The sequence below is a fragment of the Pontibacillus marinus BH030004 = DSM 16465 genome (genome assembly GCF_000425225.1).
Classification (GTDB): domain Bacteria; phylum Bacillota; class Bacilli; order Bacillales; family BH030062; genus Pontibacillus; species Pontibacillus marinus.
Map to the genome: position 1 here is coordinate 182,175 of NZ_KE384332.1, position 23,607 is coordinate 205,781.

Here is a 23,607-nt window from a genome sequence, read left to right on the forward strand (position 1 = left end):
AAGCTTACATAAAACCGTGTGATGGAGGTTATTATGACAGCAGCTCATTATCGTCGTGTTGTATTAAAATTAAGTGGCGAAGCGTTAAGTGGTGAAGAAGGATATGGACTCAGTCCTGCCATTATTCAATCTGTAGCGCGCCAAGTGAAAGAAATATCTGAGTTAGGTGTTGAAGTAGCCGTAGTTGTTGGTGGCGGAAACATCTGGCGTGGTAAAGTAGGCAGTGAAGTAGGAATGGATCGTGCTACTGCTGATTATATGGGAATGTTAGCAACTGTTATGAATTCCCTGGCGTTACAAGATAGTTTAGAAAACATCGGTATCCCAACTCGAGTACAAACATCTATAGAAATGCGACAAGTAGCAGAACCTTATATTCGTCGAAAAGCTATTCGTCATCTTGAAAAGAAACGTGTAGTTATTTTTGCAGCAGGTACCGGAAATCCTTATTTCTCTACAGACACGACTGCCGCATTGCGCGCAGCCGAAATTGAAGCAGATGTCATTCTAATGGCTAAAAATAATGTAGATGGCGTTTATACGGATGATCCTAAACAGAACAAAGACGCTAAAAAGTATGAAGAATTGTCTTACTTGGATGTCTTAAATGAAGGATTAGCTGTAATGGATTCAACAGCATCATCATTATGTATGGACAACAACATTCCACTTCTAGTATTCTCGATTATGGAAGAAGGCAATATTAAACGCGCCATTTTAGGCGAAAAAATAGGAACCATTGTGAGGGGGAAATAAACCATGGCAGATTCAATCATGAAACAAACACGCGAGGAAATGCAGGAAGCAGTAAGAGCTTTTTCACGTCAACTAGCTACAGTACGTGCAGGACGTGCAAATCCATCTATCCTTGAGCCAGTTAAGGTAGAGTATTATGGTGCAGTTGTTCCGTTGAATCAACTAGCTACGATTTCAGCACCAGAAGCGCGCCTTCTTGTTATTACACCATTTGATAAGTCTTCAATTAATGATATTGAAAAAGCGATCCAAAAGGCTGATTTAGGCTTGTCTCCATCAAGTGATGGTAATGTTGTTCGCATTAATATCCCAGCATTAAATGAGCAGCGTCGTAAAGACTTAGTGAAGCTTGTTAAGAAATATACGGAAGAAGCAAAAGTACAGGTTCGTAACATTCGCCGAGATACTAATGATCAATTGAAGAAAATGGAGAAAAACGGTGATATTACAGAGGACGAACTTCGCAGTTATCAAGATGAGGTTCAAAAAGAAACGGACCAAAACATCAATGAAATTGATAAAATTGCTAAGAGCAAAGAAGAAGAAATTATGGAAGTTTAACAAATTTCCATGTACAATGAATGGGAGACCCTCTTGTTAGAAGGGGGTTTTTCACATTCAGCTAATCATGTATGAAATGAGATTGGCTTTCGCTTTATAGCGAAAGCCACATTTTTCTACCTATACATAAAACGTCACCTTACATTACAATTGAAGCAAGGTTTCGCTGGTTTTATTACCCCACAGAATATTTGTTTATAAGATGACCTTATTAGTGAAGACATGTAAGTTTTATAATGTACTTTGTGTCTTTCTAAACATGGAGGAACTGTTATGTTTTTGAAACGCCCATTTAAGAAGAAAACACAGCCAACTGAATCATATCAATTGGATTTAGACAACATACCGGATCACGTCGCAATTATTATGGACGGAAATGGCCGCTGGGCAAAGAAACGCGGGCTTCCACGTGTCGCAGGGCATAAGGAAGGAATGGACGTAGTTAAAAAAATTGTTCGTAGGGCATCAGACCTCAACCTGAAGGTCTTAACATTATATGCTTTTTCAACAGAAAATTGGAAAAGACCCAAAAATGAAGTAGAATATCTTATGAAGCTACCTGATCAATTTTTAAATACATATTTACCTGAACTCCATGAAAATAATGTACGAGTTCAAACCATAGGGGATTTTGACCAATTACCTACTCATACGAAAAAAGCTGTAGAAAATGCTAAGGAACAAACCAAGGATAATACAGGTTTGATTTTAAACTTTGCGTTGAACTATGGTAGTCGATATGAAATGGTTCAGGCAACGAAGCAAATTGCTGAAGATGTTCAAAATGGATCTTTAAATATGGAAGACATTGATGAAAGCTTGTTTAGTTCATATCTATATACGAAACGTGTTCCAGACCCTGACTTATTAATTCGTACTAGTGGTGAAATTCGTTTAAGCAATTATTTATTATGGCAACTAGCTTATTCAGAGTTCTGGTTTACAGAAGTGTTATGGCCAGACTTTAGTGAACAATTATTCGAAAAAGCCCTTCATGATTACCAACAACGAAAGCGTCGTTATGGAGGAGTCTAAGGTGTTGAAGATATTATGAAACAGAGAGTAATTACAGCAATCGTATTAGGCTTATTTTTAATTCCAGCCATTTTCTTTGGTGAGCTACCTTTTATTATTATTGTTTATGGGTTAGCAACCATTGGGCTAGTTGAGTTATTACAAATGAGAAAGATTGCACCAACCTCTTTTCCCGGACTGCTCTCCATGGTATTGCTTTGGATGTTGTTAGTACCTGAAAAGTCATTTATTTTATTTGATGTTATGACGAAATCTGAAGCAACGCTAATGGTTGTTTTCATCCTACTGGGGTATACGGTTTTAGTTAAAAACAAATTTACCTTTGATGAATCAGGATTTCTTTTATTATCATCGATTTATGTTGGAATGGGCTTTTACTACTTAATCCCAACTAGAGAAGAAGGTGCCCATCTGTTATTTTTTGCTCTATTTTTAATTTGGGCGACAGATACAGGTGCGTATTTGTTTGGCAAGATGTTAGGGAAGAGAAAGCTTTGGCCTAAAATTAGTCCCAAAAAAACAATAGAAGGATCGATAGGCGGAATTATTTTAGCATGTATTGTTGCAGCGATCTTTCAAATGATTGAGCCTGTCCATTCTTCTATGTTGATTGTTATTTTAGTGGCAATTCTGGTCTCAGTATGTGGACAAATAGGTGATTTAGTCGAATCAGCATATAAACGCCATTACTCTGTGAAAGATTCCGGAAAGCTTTTACCAGGACATGGTGGAGTATTAGATCGATTTGACAGCTTGATTTTCATTGTCCCAATCTTGCATTTTATACAATTTATTTCATAGGATTTAATAGATGTAGGAGCGTGCGCAGATGAAACGAATTGCTTTATTAGGAGCAACTGGATCGATTGGGTTGCAAACGGTTGATGTAATTCGAAATCATTCAGATGAATTTGAATTATATGCAATGGCATTTGGTCGTAATTTAGAAAAAGCATCACCCATCATTAAAGAATTCCGACCAAAACTTGTGGTCGTTCAAGATGAAAATACATTACAACAGGTTAAATCGGAGTTTCCTGAACTACAAGTTCGTCTTTCTTTAGAGGGGATGTATGAAGCTGCAACACATGATCAAGTTGATGTTGTTGTAAATGCTGTAATGGGGAGTGTTGGTCTATCTGCCACACTTGGTGCGATTGAAGCGAAAAAACAAGTTGCCATAGCAAACAAGGAAACCCTTGTAACTGCTGGACATCTAGTAATGGATGCTGCTCATCGAAATCAAGTATCTCTTCTCCCAATAGATAGTGAACACTCAGCCATCTATATGTGTTTAAATGGTGAGCGTGAAAAAGATGCTAATAAAATTATATTAACTGCATCTGGTGGAAGCTTTCGTGATAAAACAAGAGCAGAGCTAGAGGGAGTTAACGTCGAGGACGCTTTAAATCATCCTAATTGGAGTATGGGAGCTAAAATTACGATTGATTCTGCAACCATGATGAATAAGGGTCTTGAGGTTATTGAAGCGCATTGGTTATTTGATATGCCTTATGACAATATAGATGTTATTATGCATAAAGAAAGTGTTATTCACTCGATGGTAGAATTCGTTGACAAGAGTGTTATGGCTCAATTAGGTACTCCTGATATGAGAGTTCCTATTCAGTACGCTCTAACTTATCCTAAACGACTTGAATTACCTGATACAAAGACGTTAAACTTAGTTGAAATAGGCAAACTACATTTTCAAGAAATGGATATGGAACGTTTTCCTTGTCTTCGAATGGCATATGAAGCCGGTCGTCAAGGAGGAACGATGACTACTGTATTAAACGCAGCAAATGAACAAGCTGTAGACCTATTTTTAAAAGGGGAAATCTCATTCTTAACGATTGAGACTTTAATAGAAAAAGCTTTAGAACAACATAGCATAGTTCATCAGCCAAATTTAGAAACGATTTTAGCTGTTGATGAAGAGACGCGAAAGCGTGTTATTTCGTACGTAAAATAAAAGGTAGGTGCTATCTTTGACAACCATCATTGCTTTTATATTCATGTTTGGATTATTGGTATTCGTCCATGAATTAGGTCACTTAATTTTTGCAAAGCGAGCAGGTATGCTTGCCAGAGAATTTGCGATTGGTTTTGGCCCTAAAATCTTTTCAACAAAAAAGAATGAAACGCTATACACGATTCGTCTTCTACCTATAGGTGGTTACGTTCGTGTTGCAGGAGAAGACCCTGAAATCATTGAAATCAAACCTGGTCATCATATTGGGCTTGAATTCAATGGTGGGGGTAAGGTCAATAAGATCATTGTGAATAACAAATCCAAACATCCTAATGCAAGAGTTATTGAAGTAGAAAAAGCGGACCTTGAACATCAACTAGTAATAGAAGGTTATGAAGTTGATGAAGATGAAAAGCTTTTCTTTGAGGTAGAGCCTACTGCAGACTTTGTAATGGATGAGAAAGAAACGCAGATTGCACCTTACAACCGTCAATTTGCATCAAAAACGTTACCTCAAAGAGCAATGCAATTATTTGCTGGCCCGATGATGAACTTTATCTTGGCGATTGTCATCTTCTTCTTATTAGGACTTTTCCAGGGGGTTCCTGTCGACAAGTCACAGCTTGGTAAATTAGTCGAAGGTGGACCTGCTGCACAATCGGGCTTACATCAAGGCGATGAAGTCGTAAAAGTGGATGGTCAATCCGTAGATACTTGGACTGAATTTGTAAAAATCGTACAAAAAAATCCGAGTACACAGTTAGATGTTACGGTTAGACGTGACCAAAACACAGTAACCATTCCTGTACAAACAAATGAAGTTGAAGCCAATGGTGAAACTATTGGACAAATAGGAGTATATCGACCCGTAGAGAAGTCTTTCACTAAAACATTCGCTTATGGCTTTACAGAAACCTATGAACTTACAAAGTTAATTTTAGTGAACTTAAGTAAGCTTGTAACGGGAGAATTGTCCATTAATAATTTATCTGGCCCTGTTGGTATCTATGATGCTACTGGCCAAGTTGTTCAACAAAGCTGGCAGATCTATACGAAGTGGATTGCTTTATTAAGCATTAACTTGGGAATTATTAACCTACTCCCACTACCAGCACTTGATGGTGGACGTTTACTATTTGTAGGAGTTGAAGCTGTACGCGGAAAACCAATTGATCCGCAAAAAGAAGGGATCGTTCACTTTATTGGTTTTGCCTTATTAATGCTTCTTATGATTGTCGTTACTTGGAACGATATCCAACGATTATTTTTATAAAATAATGGCTCCAACACTCACAAATCATTGGGTGTTGGAGCTAAATGTCAATAATACAATAAAAGAATAGAGACGGGGTGCGTATGGATGAGACAGAGTGAAATGCTCTTACCTACTTTAAAAGAAGTTCCTGCAGATGCAGACATATCTAGCCATCAACTATTAATCCGTGCTGGTTTCATCCGAAAAGTTGCTGCAGGTATGTATTCTTTCTTACCAATTGGTAATCGAGTATTACGTAACGTAGAAGCAATTGTTCGAGAAGAAATGGACAAAGCCAGAGCTCATGAAATGAATATGACGGTTCTTCAGCCTGCAGAATGGTGGCAGGAAACCGGACGTTGGCATTCTTATGGTCCTGAACTTATGAGAATGCAAGATAGACATGAACGTGAATTTGCTCTTGGCGCAACGCATGAAGAAGAGATTACAGCAATTATTCGTGATGAAGTGAAAAGTTATAAGCAGCTTCCATTAACGTTATACCAAATTCAATCCAAGTTCCGTGATGAGAAACGACCTCGTTTTGGTCTTCTTCGTGGACGTGAATTCTTAATGAAAGATGCTTATTCATTCCATGGTTCCTATGAAAGTTTAGATAAAGCATATGAGCGTATGTTCCAAGCATACACAAATATTTTTAGCCGTTTAGGCCTAAACTTCAGAGCTGTCATTGCAGACTCTGGTGAAATGGGCGGAAAAGATAATCATGAATTCATGGTATTATCTGATGTCGGTGAAGATACGATTGCTTATTCGGATACTTCTCGCTATGCAGCGAACATTGAAATGGCTCCTGTTGAACAAACCTATGAAACATCAACTGAAGAACCTAAAGAATTAGAGAAGGTAGCCACACCGAATTGCAAAACAATGGCTGAAGCTGCAGACGCATTAGGTCACACATTAGCTGAAGGCATCAAAGCACTTATGTTCAATGTGGATGGTAAGCTTGTTATGGTTCTAACACGTGGGGATCATGAAGTAAATGATGTGAAATTAAAGAACTTATATGACGCTGATATGATTGAACTTGCATCTGAAGAAGAAACACGCAATGCATTAGGGACAGGCTTTGGATCAGTAGGGCCAATTAATGTGTCAGATGACGTAGAAATTGTAGCTGACAATGCTGTAAAAGCTATGGTAAATGTAACGTGTGGTGCCAATGAAGATGGCTACCACTTCACACATGTTACTCCTGACCATGACTTTAATGTAAGTCATTATGCAGATCTGCGTTTTATCCAAGAAGGAGATCCTTCACCTGATGGACAAGGTACCATTCAATTTGCAAAAGGTATTGAAGTTGGTCACGTATTTAAATTAGGTACACGTTATGCTGAACCAATGAAAGCGAAGTTCTTAGATGAGAACGGAAAAGCTAATACCGTGATCATGGGATGTTATGGTATTGGTATTTCTAGAACTTTAGCTTCTATTGTAGAGCAATACCATGATGAAAAAGGTATTACTTGGCCTTCAAACATTGCGCCTTATAAAGTACATCTGTTAGCTTTAAACATTAAAAAAGAAGAACAACAGGAACTTGCTGAACGTATTTATTCCAAACTACAAGATGCTGGTGTTGATGTATTGTTCGACGATCGTAAAGAACGTGCAGGTGTTAAATTCGCTGATAGTGATTTAGTTGGAATACCTCTACGTATTACTGTAGGGAAACGAGCAGCTGAAGGCGTAGTTGAAATGAAAGAACGTCATTCAGGTGAGCAAGATGAAGTTGAGGAAAAAGAAATCCTAGATCGTATTACATCATTTTTGAAACAGAGCTAAGATATAGGTACCTTCTATAACCATTAGGAGGTACCTCTTCTTGTTAGAGATACAAGTAAAGAGAACTATTTGGTTATAAGGGGGGAGTTCTATCATGGATGTATCACAAAGTGAGAAAATGCAGTTACTGCTAAAACAGATTGATATGCCAGCTGACATTGTTGATGAGCATTTTCAAGGAAGCCAGCTTACCAAGCTATCTGTGAATAAACATACGAAAGAGTGGCATTTTTATTTCTTTATTCCTACAATTCTCCCGCCACAAGTGTATGCCTTATTTACGACTAAATTACAAGAAACCTTTCAGCATATTGCAAGTGTTCAGTGGACAATCGATACCACCGAAAAGTATTTAGATCAGGATAGTGTATGTGATTATTGGCTACAATTTATTCAATCGATCCCAGATCTATCACCTGCTTATAAAAACTTTTTGCATGAGCAAAGGCCTGATGTTGATGGGAATAAAATTATTCTACATGCCCGTAATGAAGCTGAAGCACATGCTTTGAAAAAACGTTTAAATGATCTTTTCCAAATGTACTGTAAACGCATTGGAGCCTCAGTTTATACGTTAACCGTTCAAGTTAAGTCGTCTGAAGAAGCCATGCAGAAATTTAAAGAGCAAAAAGCCAAAGAAGACCAAGACCTCGTTCAAAAGGCAGTAATAGAGAAGGAACAAAAAGCTAAAGAACAGGGTGATGAAGTTTTACATGAAGGTCCACTTCTTATCGGATATAATATCAAAAATGATCCAGAACCAATTGAGACCATTCAAGAAGAAGAAAATACCATGGTTATTCAAGGTCATGTATTTGAAGTGGAAATTCGTGAACTCCGCTCAGGTCGTCATTTGTTGATGGCAAAGCTTACGGACTATACGGATTCTCTTCAAGTGAAAATGTTCTCTCGTCGTGATGATGATGTTGAGAAGTTTAATCGCTTGAAGGAAGGCATGTGGATTAAAGCAAAAGGGAAAATCCAGACAGATAACTACACAAATGAATTAACCATGATGGGTAGTGACATTAACGAAGTAAAACCAAAGGTACGACAGGATAAAGCACCTGAAGGGGAGAAACGTGTTGAACTACACGCTCATACAAATATGAGTACAATGGATGCAACAGTATCTGCGTCCCGCCTGATCGAACAGGCTGCAAATTGGGGACATAAAGCTGTAGCGATTACGGACCATGGTGTTGTACAAGCGTATCCTGATGCATACAGTGCAGGTAGCAAGCATGGAATTAAGATCCTTTATGGTGTGGAAGCAAATCTTGTAGACGATGGTGTCCCTATCGCCTATGAAGAGCAAGACAGAGATTTAGCTTCAGATGAATACGTGGTTTTTGACGTTGAGACGACTGGACTTTCCGCGATCTATGACACGATTATAGAACTGGCTGCTGTTAAGATAAAAGAAGGCGAAATTATTGATCGATTTGAGTCCTTTGCAAATCCGCATGAGCCTTTATCTCAAACAACCACTGACCTAACTGGAATAACAGATGATATGGTTAAGGATGCTCCAGATCCTGATGAGGTTTTAAAAGATTTCTACGAATGGATGGGTGACTCGATTCTTGTAGCACATAATGCTAGTTTCGATATGGGATTTTTAAATACGGGTTTGAAAAAGATTGGCTATGGAAAATCAACCAACCCAGTTATTGATACCCTAGAGTTAGCTCGCCTATTAGTACCAAGTTTAAAAAACCATCGTTTAAATACCTTATGTAAATATTTCGATATAGAGTTAACCCAACACCACCGTGCGATTTATGACGCGGAAGCTACGGGCTATTTATTATGGAAACTTGTGAAGGAAGCTAGAGAAAAAGATATTCACAATCATTTAGATCTCAATAAGTACATGGGAGAAGGAAACGCTTATCAACGTTCTCGTCCATCGCATGTGACATTACTAGCAAAGAATGCAGAGGGTCTAAAGAACATTTATAAATTGGTTTCAGCATCACACATTAATTACTTTTATCGTGTTCCTCGAATTCCTCGGTCTGTATTATCAAAACACCGTGAAGGAATATTAATAGGATCAGGCTGTGATAAAGGTGAAGTGTTTGAAGCGATGATGCAGAAGTCACCTGAAGAGGCTGAAAAAACCGCTGAATTCTATGACTTCATTGAAATCCAACCGCCATCGAACTATGTTCATTTAATGGAGAAAGAGCTTGTTCGAAATGAAGCACACCTCTACGATATATTAAAGAATTTAGTGAACATGGCAGAGCGAATGGAAAAGCCAGTGGTAGCATCTGGGAATACGCACTATATTGATGAACACGAGAAACAATACCGTAAAATTCTTATAGCCTCACAAAGTGGTAATCCACTAAATCGACAGACTCAGCCGGATGTTCACTTTAAAACAACCAATGAAATGCTTGAAGATTTTAGCTTCCTTGGAGAAGATAAGGCCAAGCAAGTCGTTGTTACGAACACACAATATGTCGCTGATCTAGTGGAAGAGGTACAACCCGTTAAGGATGATTTATATACACCAAATATCGAAGGCGCGAATGAAGAGATGCGTCAGATGTGTTATGACAAGGCAAAAAGTATATATGGTGATCCTGTACCAGAACTTGTTGTAAACCGTCTTGAAAAAGAACTTGAGAGTATTATAGGGAACGGATTCGCAGTTATTTATCTAATTTCACAAAAGCTTGTAACAAAATCGCTGGATGATGGTTACCTTGTTGGTTCTCGTGGTTCCGTTGGATCATCCTTCGTTGCCACGATGACAGATATTACAGAGGTAAATCCTTTACCACCTCACTATGTTTGTATGGAATGTAACCATTCTGAATTCTTTACAGATGGTTCTGTAGGTTCAGGATATGATTTACCTGATAAAAATTGTCCGAATTGTGATGTGCCCTATACAAAAGATGGTCAGGACATCCCTTTCGAAACATTCCTTGGATTTAAAGGGGATAAGGTACCTGATATTGACTTGAACTTCTCTGGTGAATATCAACCTCGTGCCCACAATTACACGAAAGTCTTATTCGGTGAAGATAAAGTATATCGTGCAGGAACGATTGGTACAGTTGCCGAGAAGACAGCTTATGGATTTGTAAAAGGATATGCCAGTGATCATGAACTTCAGTATAAAAGTGCAGAAGTGGATCGTCTTGTAAAAGGATGTACTGGAGTTAAGCGTACAACCGGTCAACACCCTGGTGGGATCATCGTTGTTCCTGATGATAAGGAAATTTATGATTTTACACCTATTCAATTTCCGGCTGATGACAAGACTTCTGAGTGGAAAACCACACACTTTGACTTCCACTCCATTCATGATAACTTACTGAAACTTGATATACTTGGACATGATGACCCAACTGTTATTCGTATGCTACAAGACCTAAGTGGAATTGATCCGAAAACAATCCCCACTGCAGATGAAGAGGTTATGAAAATCTTTAGTGGACCCGATGTATTAGGTGTTACACAAGATCAAATTATGTGTAAAACAGGGACTTTAGGTGTTCCAGAATTCGGAACGCGTTTCGTACGACAAATGTTGGAGGATACAAAACCTTCAACATTTGCAGAGCTTGTTATCATTTCTGGTTTATCTCACGGTACAGACGTATGGCTAGGAAATGCAGATCAATTAATTAATGATGGTATTTGTGAGTTACCAGACGTTATCGGTTGTCGTGACGATATTATGGTTTATTTAATGCATAAAGGACTTGAGCCATCTATGGCCTTTACCATTATGGAGTTTGTCCGTAAAGGTAGAGGATTAAAAGATGAGTGGATAGAAGAAATGAAAAAACACGGGGTACCAGATTGGTATATTGAATCTTGTAAAAAGATCAAATACATGTTCCCTAAAGCACACGCAGCAGCATATGTACTTATGGCTGTGCGCATAGCTTACTTTAAAGTACACTATCCAATCTATTTCTATGCAGCTTACTTTACTGTACGTGCTAGCGACTTTGATATTGATACAATGGTGAAAGGATCAGCAGCAGTCCGTAAACGCATTGAAGAAATCAATCAAAAAGGTCTAGACGCGACACCGAAAGAAAAGAGTTTATTGACTGTATTAGAGTTAGCACTAGAAATGACTGAGCGTGGTTATAATTTTGGTAAAGTTGATCTTTATCGCTCTTCAGCAAGTGAGTTTCTAGTTGAAGGAAATACGTTAATTCCTCCATTCAACTCAGTAGATGGACTTGGAACGAACGCTGCCATTAACATTGTGAATGCACGTGAAGATGGTGAGTTCTTATCTAAGGAAGACTTGCGTGAACGCAGTCGTATTTCGAAGACGGTATTAGAGTATTTAGATAACCACGGTTGCTTAGAAGGGTTACCTGACAAAAACCAGTTATCATTGTTCTAGGATCCAGCGTACAATTACAACTTCTAATATGGTGATTCCATTTCTGGAGATTCTAGTTATCCGTACGTTTCTTACCAGTCCTCTCCGCTTTTAGTCTCTCTTGCTAAAATCGTCAAGGTATGGTATATTTTTGTTGGTATGATAAATGATAAGTACTAGTGAAGAAGAGTGGGGCTTCCCACTCTTTTGTGTTACTGCCTAATTTGTCCACCGAACGACGCTATTCCCTGCTGCCTCAGCAGGGAATTTTATACGTAAGGCAAACTGTTTATGAAGAGAAAAGGAGGGAATTCAAGTTGGGCGAGCAAAGCGTAATTGAAGTAACAGAAAAACTGGTTCAGCCAATTCTCGACGACATGAATCTTGAACTTGTAGATACTGAATTCGTAAAAGAAGGGAAAAACTGGTTCCTGCGATTGTATGTCGATAAAGAAGGTGGCGTAGAAATTGAAGAATGTGGCCAGGTAAGTGAGCAATTAAGTGAGAAGCTTGATGAGGAAGACCCCATAACGTTCCCTTACTTTTTAGAAGTATCTTCACCTGGTGCAGAGCGTCCATTGAAGACTAAGAAAGACTTTGAAAAGCACGTGGGACACAATGTTTACGTGAAATTATATGAACATATTGATGGTGAAAAGGAACTTGAAGGAGAGTTAAAGTCCTTCGAGAATGATACAGCTACAATCGAAATAAAAGTAAAAACGCGCCGTAAAGATATTGAAGTTCCATTTGATAAAATTGCGAAAGCACGTTTAGCTGTGAGTTTTAATTAAAAGGGGGATATGACAGTGAGTAGCGAGCTGTTTGATGCCATTCATTATTTAGAAAAAGAAAAAGGAATCGACAAAGACGTTCTGATGGAAGCATTAGAAGCTGCTTTGATTTCTGCTTATAAGAAAAATTTTAAATCTGCTACAAATGTACGCGTTGATTTAGATGAGAACACAGGCGGAATGCATGTGTACGCACAAAAGACAATTGTAGAGGAAGTTTTAGATCCTCAACAGGAAATTTCATTAGATGAAGCTAAGCAAATCAATCCGAACTATGAGGAAGAAGACGTGATTGAGGTTGAAGTAACCCCGAAAGACTTCGGTCGAATTGCTGCACAAGCGGCGAAACAAGTGGTTACACAGCGTGTACGTGAGGCAGAACGAGGTGTTATCTTTAGTGAATATGTCGATCGCGAAGAAGATGTGATGACAGGTATTATTCAACGTAAAGATGCACGTTTCACTTATGTGAATTTAGGAAAAGTTGAAGCACGTCTACCGGTTAGTGAACAGATGCCTACAGAAGAGTATCATGTTCATGACCGATTAAAGGTGTTTGTCACAAAAGTGGAAAACACAAATAAAGGACCACACATCTATGTATCACGCACACACCCTGGTCTATTAAAGCGTTTATTTGAAATGGAAGTACCTGAAATTTACGATGGAATTGTAGAAATCAATTCAGTTGCTCGTGAAGCGGGCGATCGTTCTAAGATTTCTGTATATGCTCCAGATCCTGAAATCGATCCAGTAGGTTCTTGTGTTGGACAAAGGGGTCAACGTGTACAAGCCATTGTAAATGAGCTTAAGGGCGAGAAAATTGACATTGTTCAGTGGTCAGAAGATCCTGTTGTCTTTGTTTCAAACGCTTTAAGTCCTGCGAAGGTTCTCGAAGTCCGTGTAGATGAAGAAGAAAAAGCAACAACCGTAATTGTACCAGATCACCAGCTTTCATTAGCTATTGGTAAGCGTGGTCAAAATGCACGTCTTGCTGCTAAGCTAACAGGCTGGAAGATTGATATTAAGAGTGAATCAGAAGCATTAGAGGATGGCACACTTGATCCTTCTCAAACAAGTGATGAGGATACTTATTCTGAGATCGATGAAGATCCATTTGAATAAGGAGGTCTCGAGATGGCTCCTATGAAAAAGAAGAAGACGCCTTTACGTAAGTGCGTCGTTACGAAAGAAATGATGCCTAAACAACAATTGATCCGTGTCGTTCGCAATAAAGAAGGGGAAGTCTTTATTGATGAAACGGGAAAACAAAACGGACGCGGTGCCTATTTAACAAAAGATTCATCTGTGATTGAAACAGCCCGACAGAAGAATATTCTATCTCATCATTTAAAGGCGAAAGTAGATGAAGAGCTTTATGAGAAGCTATTGAAAATCGTAAAAGAGGATACGAATGAGTAGCTCTTATTTAAATATGGTGGGACTTGCTTTCCGGGCTGGAAAATGTACATTAGGTGAAGAAGCCATCATTCGTGACATTCAACGTAACCGAGCCTATCTTATCTTGATTGCTGAAGACACCGGAGTGAATACAAAGAAAAAACTTACGGATAAATGTCGGTCCTATGAAGTACCTTTCAGGAAGGTTGACGATCGAGACACATTGTCAAATGCAATCGGAAAGTCAGGTAGAGTAGCAATCGCTATTACTGAACATGGTTTTGCAAAAAAGATCATGTCCTTGCTCGATGAATAAATTCGGGGGTGAATGTATGAGTAAAATGCGCGTATATGAATATGCCAAAGAGAAAAACGTAACAAGTAAAGATGTTTTAACAAAGCTAGAAAGCCTAAATGTTGAAGTGTCTAATCACATGTCTACCATCACAGAAGATACAAAAAAACGTTTAGATGAAATGTTCAGCGGAAAGAAGAGTGAAGGCAATCAACAAAAGCCTGCTCAAAAAGAACAGAAAAAAGAAAAACAACAAGGCAATCAGCAAAAGCCTCAAAACCAACAAAATCAATCTGCTCAAGGGCAGAAGAAAAGAGATCAAAACCAAAACCAGTCTATGAATAATTCAAATAAACAGCAAAATCAAAAACCAAACAACAAAAAGAAACACAATAATAACAACAAGCGCCACAACAATAACAGAAACAACCAAGGAAGAAACCAAGGTGGAAAGCAACAAAAACAGCGCCCACAAATGAAACTTCCTGAAAAGATTACGTACACAGGTAGTCTAACGGTTGCAGAGTTAGCTGAGAAGCTTCACAAAGACTCTTCCGAAATTATTAAGAAGTTAATGTTCCTTGGTGTTATGGCTACGAAGAACCAAGATCTTGAGCCTGAATCCATTGAATTAATTTGTGATGAGTTTGGCGTTGAAGCTGAAGAAGAAGTCATCGTTGATGAGACAGATTTTGAAAACTACATTCAAGATGACGATCCAGCTGATTTAGTTGAGCGTCCTTCAGTTGTTACCATTATGGGTCACGTTGACCATGGTAAAACAACACTTCTTGACTCTATTCGTAAAACAAAAGTAACTGCAGGAGAAGCTGGTGGTATCACACAGCATATCGGTGCTTACCAAGTTGAAGAAAACGATAAGAAAATTACATTCCTTGATACACCAGGTCACGCTGCTTTCACAAGCATGCGTTCTCGCGGAGCACAGGTAACAGATATCGCTATTCTTGTTGTTGCAGCAGATGATGGTGTAATGCCTCAGACAAAAGAAGCGATTAATCACGCCCAAGCGGCTGAAGTACCAATTATTGTTGCTGTAAACAAGATGGATAAAGAAGGCGCAAACCCTGACCGTGTTAAGCAGGAATTAATGGAATACAACCTTGTTCCAGAAGAATTCGGTGGAGATACAATCTTTGTTCACCTTTCTGCTGTGAATGGAGAAGGTATCGATGATCTACTAGAAATGATCGTTCTTGTTTCGGAAGTAGAAGAGCTTAAAGCGAATCCAGATCGCTTAGCTATGGGTACAGTTATCGAAGCTGAACTTGATAAAGGCCGCGGTTCCGTTGCTACCCTTCTTGTTCAAAATGGAACATTAAATGTAGGAGATCCTATCGTTGTAGGTAATACATTCGGACGTGTTCGTGCCATGGTTAATGACCTTGGTAAACGTGTTAAAACAGCAGCACCTTCTACGCCTGTTGAAATCACAGGGTTGAGTGATGTACCTAAAGCCGGCGATCGATTCATTGCATTCGAGGATGAGAAGAAAGCTCGTTCTGTAGGTGAAGCAAGACAACAGCAACAAATCGAGGAACAACGTGGTGAGAAAGCAAAAGTTAGCTTGGATGACCTGTTTGAACAAATCAAGCAAGGTGATATGAAAGAGATCAACATCATTATTAAAGCTGACGTACAAGGTTCTGCAGAAGCTCTTGCATCTTCACTTCAACAAATCGAAGTAGAAGGCGTGAAAGTTAAGATAATCCACACTGGTGTTGGTGCGATTACAGAATCCGATATTATTCTTGCATCTGCTTCTAACGCAATTGTAGTTGGATTTAATGTACGTCCAGATGCTAACGCGAAGAAGACTGCTGAAACTGAAAATGTTGATATTCGTCTTCACCGCATCATCTACAAAGTTATGGAAGAAATCGAAGCTGCAATGAAAGGTCTTCTTGATCCTACTTTTGAAGAGAAGATTATTGGGCAAGCTGAAGTACGTGAAACATTTAAAGTGTCTAAGATCGGAACTATTGCAGGAAGCTATGTTACTGAAGGTAAAATCACACGTAATTCTGGCGTGCGTTTAATCCGTGACGGTATTGTTCAGTTCGAAGGTGAAATTGACACCTTAAAACGTTATAAAGACGATGCTAAACAAGTGGATAAAGGCTATGAGTGTGGTATTACAATCAAGAACTTTAACGACATTAAAGAAGGCGACATTATCGAAGCCTTCGTAATGGAAGAAGTTCAACCAGTATGATCGCTTCCCTTGAGGTAGAATGCTTTATATATGAAGCACATTCCTTAAAAGAAAAGCGTTCTGTTATTAAACGAATTATTACCAGAGCTCATAATGAGTACAATGTTGCTGTCAGTGAATTGGATTACCAAAATCTCTGGCAGCGTACATTGCTTGGTTTTGTAACAATTTCGTCTGACAAAGTTCAAGCTGAGAAAGAGTTAAATCGCGTCATCGCTCTAATTGACTCTTTTCCTGAAATTGAACGAACGACTACAGACGTGATATGGTTATAGAAACCTTCGATAAGATCCTTGATTGGGTTCTTAGAACAACTATGTATTGCAGTCTCTCCTTTCAAAGAGGTGAATGAACATGAGCGATTTAAGAGCAAATCGTGTTGGTGAACAAATGAAAAAAGAATTAGGGGATATTATTGGAAAGAAAATTAAAGATCCCCGTATTGGCTTTGTAACGGTTACAGAAGTAAAAGTTACAGGAGACCTTCAACAAGCTAAAGTGTATATCTCTGTTTTAGGTAATGATAAACAAAAACAAGATACATTAGTTGGCTTAGCTAAAGCAAAAGGGTTTATCCGTTCTGAGATCGGAAAACGAATCCGTCTCCGTAAAACGCCAGAAATCACATTTGAGTTTGATGAAGCGATTGAGTACGGAAATCGTATCGAATCCATTCTTCAAGATCTCAATGATACTTCAGATGAAGACTAGTGGAAAAGGATAGACTCTTACGGTAGTCTATCCTTTTTATTAGTAAAAAGATTACATACGCTTTATAAAAGTATGAAATAGTGCCAACAAGGAAATGGAAGTGAGCGTTATGGATGGAATCCTGCCATTATGGAAGCCAGTTGGTATGACATCACATGATTGTGTCAACAAAATGCGTAAAATACTAGGTACAAAAAAGGTTGGTCACACCGGTACACTTGACCCTGAGGTAGCTGGAATGTTGCCAATGTGTATTGGCATGGGAACAAAGATAGCACAGTACGTGACTGAATCTAAGAAGGTATATGAAGCAGAAGTGAAGCTTGGATATGCTACCGAAACCGAAGATGCTGAAGGTGCAATCATTGACCAAAAATCAGTATCATCACCAATAGCACGTGAGGAACTAGAAAAAGTCCTTGAATCTTTTGTAGGTACAATCACACAAGTGCCTCCCATGTATTCTGCTGTTAGAGTAGAAGGGAAACGCTTGTATGAGTATGCAAGAGAAGGTTTAGAAGTGGAACGTCCTCAAAGAACGGTAACGATATATGATATTTCGCTTCTATCAGATGAAGTCACGTATGATGAAGATGGTGCTGCTACATTTAATATAAGTATTACATGTTCAAAAGGTACCTATATTCGGACGCTGTGTGTAGATATTGGAAAAGCGCTTGGGTACCCGGCTCACATGTCACATCTTGTAAGAACGGCTTCAGGATCTTTTGAAAAAGAAGAAGGCATCACATTTGAACAAATAGAGACAGCAATGGATGAAGGACGGATTGAAGAATACTTACAGCCTATGGAGCGAGGGGTTCGACATTTAGACCGTCTTTATGTTAAACAAGAAGAAGAAGATCAAGTGTACCATGGTACATTATTTTCTAAACCGAAAGAAATGCCAACAACAAATCCATTTAGTATGATTAGCCAACATGGTAAATTACTTGCAATCTATCAAATTCACCCAGACAAGCCCCATTTAATTAAGCCTGTACGGGTGTTCCAATATGACTAGTCGTGAACGGAAAAGGGTGTAAAGCAATGGAGATTATTCATCTTCAATATCCCCATTCATTTCAGAAAGAATCCTTGCCTGAAACAGTTTTGGCAATTGGATATTTTGATGGGGTTCATTATGGTCATCAAGAAGTTATCAAAAAAGCAAAAACAATCGCAGAGGAACAAGGGCGTGAAAGTGCAGTGATGACATTTCATCCACACCCCTCTGTTGTATTAAAGAAACAAACACAACATGTTGAATACATTACACCGATCGATGAAAAGATGAAGATTTTAAATGATATCGGGATGGATCGAGTCTACTTAGTAGAATTCAATACAGATCTAGCAGCATTATTACCGCAAGAGTTTGTCGATCATTTCCTAATCGGATTAAATGTAAAACATGTAGTAGCTGGTTTCGATTTCTCATATGGACACAAGGGAAGAGGAACGATGGAAACTATTCCATCTCATTCGCGAGATGAATTTTCTTCAACTGTTGTGGACAAAGTGACGCAGGATGGAACGAAAATCAGTTCAACACTCATTAGAGAGAAAATTCAAGAAGGATCTGTTCAAGATATTCAAACATTGTTAGGGCGACCTTATGCTATTGTAGGAGAAGTCATTCAAGGTGATCAGCGTGGAAGGACAATTGGATTTCCTACTGCAAACATAAAACCATCCGATGATTTCTTGTTACCGAAAGTAGGCGTCTATGCCGTTAAAGTTTATCATGGAGATCAATTGTACCATGGTATGGCGAATGTTGGATTTAAACCTACTTTTGAAGGTGAAGCAGAGAAGCCAACTATAGAAGTGAATATTTTTGATTATAATGGAGACTTATATGGGGAAGAATTACGAATAGAGTGGTGCACTCGAATTCGTGAAGAAACAAAATTCAATGGTGTTGACCAATTAATTGATCAATTGCATGAAGATGAAAGACAAATTCGTGAATTTTTTGGTATCAATTAAGTAAACCCCTTGCATTTTTCCTTAAAAACATGTACCCTTATATCCGTATGACATTAACCGTCGCTTGGCAAAGCGAAGACACCGACGCTTGCTAGGGGATTGGGGATGAAAAAGAAATAGGAGGTGAATAGGATGGCTATCACACAGGAACGTAAAAATGCACTCATCAATGAGTACAAGACACACGAAAACGACACTGGTTCTCCAGAGGTTCAAATCGCTGTCCTTACTGAACAGATTACTAATCTGAATGAGCATTTACGTACGCATAAGCAAGACCACCATTCTCGTCGTGGTCTACTAAAAATGGTAGGTAAACGTCGTAACCTTTTAAATTATTTACGTAATAACGATGTAACTCGTTACCGTAATCTAATTAAAAGACTTGGCTTACGTCGTTAATGGTAAAAGCGGGAGGTATTCCCGCTTTTTCTATAGCCAAAAATAGTACATAAGAGCGATCTTATGAACGCATAACATAATTGTAAAGAACTTTTACTGAGAGGAGTACAACGACAAATGGCAGAAGAAAATAAAACATTCTCCATTAATATAGCGGGCCGTACCCTACACGTAGACACAGGCGAATTAGCTAAACAAGCAAATGGCGCTTGTATGATCCGCTATGGAGATACATCTGTATTATCTACAGCGACGGCATCTAAAGAACCAAAAGACTTACCGTTCTTCCCACTAACTGTAAACTATGAAGAACGTTTGTATGCAGTCGGAAAAATCCCAGGAGGTTTCATTAAACGTGAAGGACGTCCGAGTGAAAAAGCTGTTCTAGCTTCTCGCTTAATTGACCGTCCTATTCGTCCAATGTTCCCGGATGGCTTCCGTAACGAAGTACAAGTTATTAGTACTGTAATGAGTGTAGATCAGGATTGCTCTACAGAAATGGCAGCTATGCTAGGTTCTTCATTAGCTCTTACAATTTCAGACATTCCTTTCAATGGACCTATTGCAGGTGTAATTGTTGGACGTGTTGATGGAGAATTTATCATTAACCCAACGATTGAACAGCAATCCCAAAGTGATATTGAATTAACAGTTGCAGGTAACAAGGATGCTGTCAACATGGTTGAAGCAGGAGCGGACGAAGTACCTGAAGATGTGATGCTTGAAGCAATCATGTTTGGACATGAAGAAATCAAGCGCTTGGTTGAATTCCAAGAGGAAGTTGCAGCACAGGTTGCTAAAGAAAAAATCGAAGTGCCACTTTTCCAACCGGAACAGGATCTTACTGCTGAAGTAGAAGGTAAAGCTAAAGAAGCTTTAGTGAAAGCTATTCAGACAGAAGAAAAGCATGCACGTGATGAAGCGATCTCAGAAGTGAAAGATGAGGTTGTCTCTTCTTATGAAGAAGCTGAGGCTGATAGTGATAAAATTGCTAAAGTTAAAGCGATTCTAGACAAAATTGTTAAAGAAGAAGTTCGTCGTTTAATTACCAAAGAGAAGGTGCGTCCAGATGGTCGTAAACCAGATGAAATTCGTTCACTTTCTTCTCGCATTGGTGTATTACCGCGTACACACGGTTCAGGTCTGTTTACACGTGGACAAACACAAGCATTATCTGTATGTACACTAGGTGCTCTAGGAGACGTTCAAATATTAGATGGATTAGATTTAGAAGAATCTAAGCGTTTTATGCACCATTATAACTTCCCACAGTTTAGTGTTGGGGAAACAGGTCCAATTCGTGGCCCAGGACGTCGTGAAATCGGTCATGGTGCATTAGGAGAACGTGCTCTAGAAAAAGTTATTCCATCTGAACAGGATTTCCCTTATACAATTCGCCTTGTATCTGAGGTATTAGAATCCAATGGTTCTACATCTCAAGCAAGTATTTGTGCAAGTACATTAGCAATGATGGATGCAGGTGTTCCAATTAAAGCACCAGTTGCTGGTATTGCCATGGGTCTTGTTAAGTCTGGGGATGACTATACAGTTCTTACAGATATTCAGGGGATGGAAGACTTCCTTGGAGACATGGACTTTAAAGTAGCAGGTACAGATAAAGGTGTAACTGCTTTACAAATGGATATTAAAATTGAAGGGTTATCTCGTGAAATCTTAGAAGAAGCCCTTACACAAGCTCAAAAAGGCCGTATGGATATTCTTAATCATATGACAGAAACGATTTCTCAGCCACGTGAAGAACTTTCTGAATATGCTCCTAAGATCATGAAGATGGCAATCAATCCTGATAAAATTCGTGACGTTATTGGTCCAAGTGGTAAACAGATCAATAAAATCATTGAAGAAACAGGCGTTAAGATTGATATTGAACAAGATGGTACAGTCTTTATTTCTTCTAGTGATGCAGATGCAAACGCAAATGCGAAGAAGATTATCGAAGACCTTGTGCGTGAGGTAGAAGCTGGTCAAATGTATATGGGTACAGTAAAACGTATCGAGAAGTTCGGTGCATTTGTTGAATTGTTCCCTGGTAAAGATGGCCTTGTACACATCTCACAAATTGCAGAGGAGCGCATTGAAAAAGTTAGCGATGTTCTTGAAATTGGCGATGAAATCCTAGTTAAGGTAAAAGAAATCGACAACCAAGGCCGCGTTAACCTATCTCGCAAAGACGCTCTACGCGAACAAGAGCAAGAGAAAAAAGAAGAAGCATCGAATAACTAATATCAAAAGAAGCTGGCTATCCAGTTTCTTTTTTTATGTATAATATTGATGTTTCTACATGTCAAAGAAATAAAAACAACGATACATAATCGGAAGTTTATTCAGTATTATGGCAGTAATGTTGAAGACTTGAAACTGAGAGGAGTCCGTTGCTGTTGAGTAGTTTGTTGCGGTCAGTGAAACGGCAAGCCTGTTGTGGAAGACAAGCCGAGCCTCCTCATACGCTACGCTCCTTGCGGGGTCTCGTCTTGCCTTTGTTACCACGACAGTTTGCCGTTTCCTTCCCTACACGCGATTATGAAGACTAACGGACCATAATTTGGATTTTCTCACCTCATATGGATTGGTGATCGTATTCAGAGAAGTTGCTCAGACCCTTGTCACGATAGGATTATACTACCTGGAGTCAGAACATCCTCTCCCAGAACTACGGCGGTTCCGTTAGTCACCATTCGGCAAAGGTGGGCTGTGGAACGGGTTGACTCCAGCGGAAGAACGGAGTGACGAGACCCCGCAGAGAGCTTGCGAATGAGGAGGCTCGGCGCTTCGTCCGCAGGAAACCAACCCCCCCCACAGCCCGCCGATCTCCACAAAAGCAACGGAACCATACGCACTTTATCTCGAAACCAAGTCTTCAAGATAAGGGGGCTTTAACGGAATAATATCTTAAGTTTGAAAGACATAACTCCTAACAATGCTGTTACTCTTCATACGCCTTAGAAATGTGTTCTACCTTGTCCTTCTCCATCATAGGTTTGGGGTAAGGAGGGATGAGTGTAATGCGGCGGATTATGCCTTTTATTGTTTTTATTGGAATGGTTATTGTATCTTATCAAGCTTTCGAAAACCCGTTTTCAAATGACTACATTGCTTCTATCAAAAATGTATCTGCACCTGTATCAAATGATCAGGATGAATTGTATCAGGAGATCAAGGATAAAGCTGGAGAGTATGAAAAACCAGCAGAAGACGCAGTTTTGCATAAAGTGTGGAAAAAGATACCTGGTCTGAACGGGGTTAAAGTAAATGTAGAAAAATCTTATAAAAAAATGAAAAAGCAAGGCGAATTTAATGAGGACTTTTTGGTTTTTGAACAAGTCCCTCCAGAAGTCACACTAGAAGATTTACCAGCAGCACCAATATATCGTGGTCACCCTGATAAAAAGATGGTAGGGTTAAACATTAATGTATCTTGGGGGGAAGATCATATTCCAACCATTCTTAATATATTAAAAAAACAACATGTTAAAGCCACATTTTTTATTGAAGGTAAATGGGCCAATAAACATGAAGACCTAGTTAAAATGATTGATGAGCAAGGCCATGAAATTGGGAACCATGCTTTCAATCATCCAGATATGAAAAATCTTAGTGCAGAGGAATCACAAAAGCAAATTCAAGATACAAATAAAATACTGGAGTCTATAACTGGTAAAAAGCCAAAATGGTTTGCTCCGCCTAGTGGTAGCTTTAATGAAGATGTCATAAAAGTAGCGGATGAGTTAGGAATGGAAACTATTCTTTGGACGGTTGATACAGTAGACTGGAAAAAACCTGCTCCGTCCGTTATGATTAATCGAGTAATGGGAAAAATCCATAATGGCGCATTTATTTTAATGCATCCGACAGATCCTGTAGCAGAAGGATTAACCGATTTAATTTTGAAAATAAAAGAGAAAGAATATAAAATTGGTAATGTTACCACATTATTAGATGAGGAACGCAATTATATAACATCTCAGAAACAGACAAACAAATAGGAGGATGTA

The 23,607-nt window shown here is 38.9% G+C and carries 20 protein-coding genes; all 20 read left to right on the forward strand.

The genetic code is table 11. The features are described 5' to 3' along the window. The first annotated feature begins 33 nt into the window (after positions 1-33). Positions 34-756 carry a UMP kinase gene (gene pyrH, locus H514_RS0118600; RefSeq protein ID WP_027448318.1) on the forward strand — a complete coding sequence of 241 codons (723 nt, stop codon included), beginning with the start codon at positions 34-36 and terminating at the stop codon, positions 754-756. A gap of 3 nt (positions 757-759) precedes the next feature. Beyond that, on the forward strand, positions 760-1,317 hold the full coding sequence (gene frr, locus H514_RS0118605; RefSeq protein ID WP_027448319.1) for a ribosome recycling factor: 558 nt from the start codon (positions 760-762) through the stop codon (positions 1,315-1,317). A gap of 273 nt (positions 1,318-1,590) precedes the next feature. Further along, positions 1,591-2,352 (forward strand): isoprenyl transferase, encoded by a 762-nt coding sequence (locus H514_RS0118610; RefSeq protein ID WP_027448320.1) that lies wholly within the window; start codon positions 1,591-1,593, stop codon positions 2,350-2,352. 15 nt (positions 2,353-2,367) lie between these two features. Then, positions 2,368-3,153 carry a phosphatidate cytidylyltransferase gene (locus H514_RS0118615; protein WP_027448321.1) on the forward strand — a complete coding sequence of 262 codons (786 nt, stop codon included), beginning with the start codon at positions 2,368-2,370 and terminating at the stop codon, positions 3,151-3,153. Between the two features lie 28 nt (positions 3,154-3,181). Continuing rightward, the gene (dxr, locus tag H514_RS0118620; protein WP_027448322.1) at positions 3,182-4,327 is read left to right on the forward strand and encodes a 1-deoxy-D-xylulose-5-phosphate reductoisomerase; all 1,146 of its coding nucleotides are present in this window, start codon (positions 3,182-3,184) and stop codon (positions 4,325-4,327) included. A gap of 16 nt (positions 4,328-4,343) precedes the next feature. Then, on the forward strand, positions 4,344-5,600 hold the full coding sequence (rseP, locus tag H514_RS0118625) for an RIP metalloprotease RseP (protein WP_027448323.1): 1,257 nt from the start codon (positions 4,344-4,346) through the stop codon (positions 5,598-5,600). A gap of 87 nt (positions 5,601-5,687) precedes the next feature. Beyond that, positions 5,688-7,394 carry a proline--tRNA ligase gene (locus tag H514_RS0118630; RefSeq protein WP_027448324.1) on the forward strand — a complete coding sequence of 569 codons (1,707 nt, stop codon included), beginning with the start codon at positions 5,688-5,690 and terminating at the stop codon, positions 7,392-7,394. A gap of 94 nt (positions 7,395-7,488) precedes the next feature. After that, complete coding sequence (locus H514_RS0118635) at positions 7,489-11,784, forward strand: PolC-type DNA polymerase III (protein ID WP_027448325.1); 4,296 nt, start codon at positions 7,489-7,491, stop codon at positions 11,782-11,784. Between the two features lie 296 nt (positions 11,785-12,080). Continuing rightward, a complete protein-coding gene (gene rimP, locus H514_RS0118640) occupies positions 12,081-12,557 on the forward strand; it encodes a ribosome maturation factor RimP (protein ID WP_027448326.1) in 477 nt (158 codons plus the stop codon). 15 nt (positions 12,558-12,572) lie between these two features. Further along, positions 12,573-13,682, forward strand: a complete 1,110-nt coding sequence (gene nusA, locus H514_RS0118645) for a transcription termination factor NusA (RefSeq protein ID WP_027448327.1) — start codon at positions 12,573-12,575, stop codon at positions 13,680-13,682. 12 nt (positions 13,683-13,694) lie between these two features. Continuing rightward, a complete protein-coding gene (rnpM, locus tag H514_RS0118650) occupies positions 13,695-13,979 on the forward strand; it encodes an RNase P modulator RnpM (protein WP_027448328.1) in 285 nt (94 codons plus the stop codon). After that, positions 13,972-14,274, forward strand: a complete 303-nt coding sequence (locus tag H514_RS0118655) for a YlxQ family RNA-binding protein (RefSeq protein WP_027448329.1) — start codon at positions 13,972-13,974, stop codon at positions 14,272-14,274. The genes rnpM and H514_RS0118655 overlap by 8 nt, the downstream gene beginning before the upstream one ends. 16 nt (positions 14,275-14,290) lie before the next feature. Beyond that, complete coding sequence (infB, locus tag H514_RS0118660) at positions 14,291-16,489, forward strand: translation initiation factor IF-2 (RefSeq protein ID WP_027448330.1); 2,199 nt, start codon at positions 14,291-14,293, stop codon at positions 16,487-16,489. Next, entirely contained in the window at positions 16,486-16,764 is a 279-nt protein-coding gene (locus H514_RS0118665) for a DUF503 domain-containing protein (protein WP_027448331.1), read from the forward strand. Before infB ends, H514_RS0118665 begins: the two co-directional genes overlap by 4 nt. A gap of 79 nt (positions 16,765-16,843) precedes the next feature. Continuing rightward, a complete protein-coding gene (gene rbfA, locus H514_RS0118670) occupies positions 16,844-17,200 on the forward strand; it encodes a 30S ribosome-binding factor RbfA (RefSeq protein ID WP_027448332.1) in 357 nt (118 codons plus the stop codon). A 109-nt stretch (positions 17,201-17,309) separates the two neighbouring features. After that, complete coding sequence (gene truB, locus H514_RS0118675; protein ID WP_027448333.1) at positions 17,310-18,224, forward strand: tRNA pseudouridine(55) synthase TruB; 915 nt, start codon at positions 17,310-17,312, stop codon at positions 18,222-18,224. Between the two features lie 26 nt (positions 18,225-18,250). After that, positions 18,251-19,192, forward strand: coding sequence for a bifunctional riboflavin kinase/FAD synthetase (gene ribF, locus H514_RS0118680; protein ID WP_027448334.1), 942 nt, complete (start codon positions 18,251-18,253; stop codon positions 19,190-19,192). 132 nt (positions 19,193-19,324) lie between these two features. After that, complete coding sequence (gene rpsO / locus H514_RS0118685; protein WP_027448335.1) at positions 19,325-19,594, forward strand: 30S ribosomal protein S15; 270 nt, start codon at positions 19,325-19,327, stop codon at positions 19,592-19,594. Positions 19,595-19,711: 117 nt separating this feature from the next. After that, on the forward strand, positions 19,712-21,838 hold the full coding sequence (pnp, locus tag H514_RS0118690) for a polyribonucleotide nucleotidyltransferase (RefSeq protein ID WP_027448336.1): 2,127 nt from the start codon (positions 19,712-19,714) through the stop codon (positions 21,836-21,838). Between the two features lie 779 nt (positions 21,839-22,617). Further along, on the forward strand, positions 22,618-23,598 hold the full coding sequence (locus tag H514_RS0118695; RefSeq protein ID WP_027448337.1) for a polysaccharide deacetylase family protein: 981 nt from the start codon (positions 22,618-22,620) through the stop codon (positions 23,596-23,598). Positions 23,599-23,607 lie beyond the last annotated feature (9 nt).